Here is a 1,313-nt window from a genome sequence, read left to right on the forward strand (position 1 = left end):
GCGGGTTGTCGTGGTTCTTCGTCGCCGGTGTCGCGGGTGTTGTCGTTGTGCTGGTCGGGTGGGTAGAGGACTTCTTCTGGGTGGTGTGCGTGGTTGATCAGCCCACGGCGTGTGGGGTCCATTCCGGTCGGTGGGTGCCACAGGGTTCGGCCCGGATAGCGATGTCCTGCTGTGGTTTTGGTGGTTGCCCACTTTCCGGGGCCGGTGCCGACGTGTGCGTGGTGCATGTCGCATCCGAAGGTGAGGGAGTCGATGTCGGTGGGTCCGCCCTCGACCCAGTCGTCGAGGTGGTGCGCTTGGCACCAGGTTGCGGGGCGGGTGCAGGAGGGGAAGCTGCAGCCGCGGTCGCGGGCGATGAGGACGATGCGTTGGTCGGCGGAGGCGATGCGTTTGGATCGGCCGAGGTAGAGGGCTCTGCCGTTGTCGTCGAAGATGGTGAGGTAGTGGTGGGCGTGCGAGGCCATGCGGATGGCGTCGCGGATCGAGACGCGGGATCCGGTGGCGGTCATGGCGTAGCCGCAGCCTGCGTCGAGGTCTTTGAGGGTCATGGTGACGATGGCGGTGACGGGTAGCCCGCGGTGGGTGCCGAGGGTGCCGGAGGCGAGGGTGTGCCTCAGTGCCATCTTCAGGGCGTCGTGACGGCGTTCGTTCTGGGTGCGTACATCTCGCGCGGCGGCAGCGTCGCGAGCAGCGGTGTCCGATGCGTCGGCGTCGGCTTGGCCGACGGGTTCAGCAGTGCTGTCGGAGCCTGCGTCGTCGTTAATGTCGGCCGTGCTGTGTGGCGTTGTGCCGCAACCACAATCGTCGCTGTCGGTGCACTCACCCTCACCGCGGTCGTCGCCACTGCGGTCGTCGTCACCGTAGAAGTCGGCACCGTTGCCGACCGTCCCATCCCACAGGTATTCGTCATCCGATCGAGCATCGCTCGATCCTGCCTCGTCGGGCATCGGCCCGGGCTTTGGCGTAGCCGCACTGCCACTCCCGCCGCCGTCCTCGTCGCTGGCGGTCTCATCCTCGTGGACGATCGATGTCGGGTCTGCAGGATTGTTCACTCCCGGTTTCGCGGCTTTCGAGAACAGGGCTTCGAGGTAGGCGCGTAGTTCGGAGTCGACGCAGAACTTTCCTTCTGACATTCCGTCGGAACCCTGCTCACCGAGGTAGAAGAACGCATCCCGTTTCCGTGGCCTCGGCTTCGCGTTCTTGTCTTCGTCTTCGTCTTCGTTCTCGTCGAAGTCGCCGTCGGGGTCGAGGATCGAGTCCAGGTGCGCCACCAGTGGCGCGAAGTCGTCGGGCCGCCTCGTCGAGGCGAGACC

Annotated in this window: 1 protein-coding gene; it reads right to left on the bottom strand. The window is 65.7% G+C overall.

Annotated elements, in window-relative coordinates:
• The coding region (locus CH281_RS11550) for an HNH endonuclease signature motif containing protein (RefSeq protein WP_094694184.1) at positions 1–1,313 on the bottom strand (1,313 nt) is incomplete at both ends.

The sequence above is a fragment of the Rhodococcus sp. 06-221-2 genome (genome assembly GCF_002258365.1).
Classification (GTDB): domain Bacteria; phylum Actinomycetota; class Actinomycetes; order Mycobacteriales; family Mycobacteriaceae; genus Rhodococcoides; species Rhodococcoides fascians.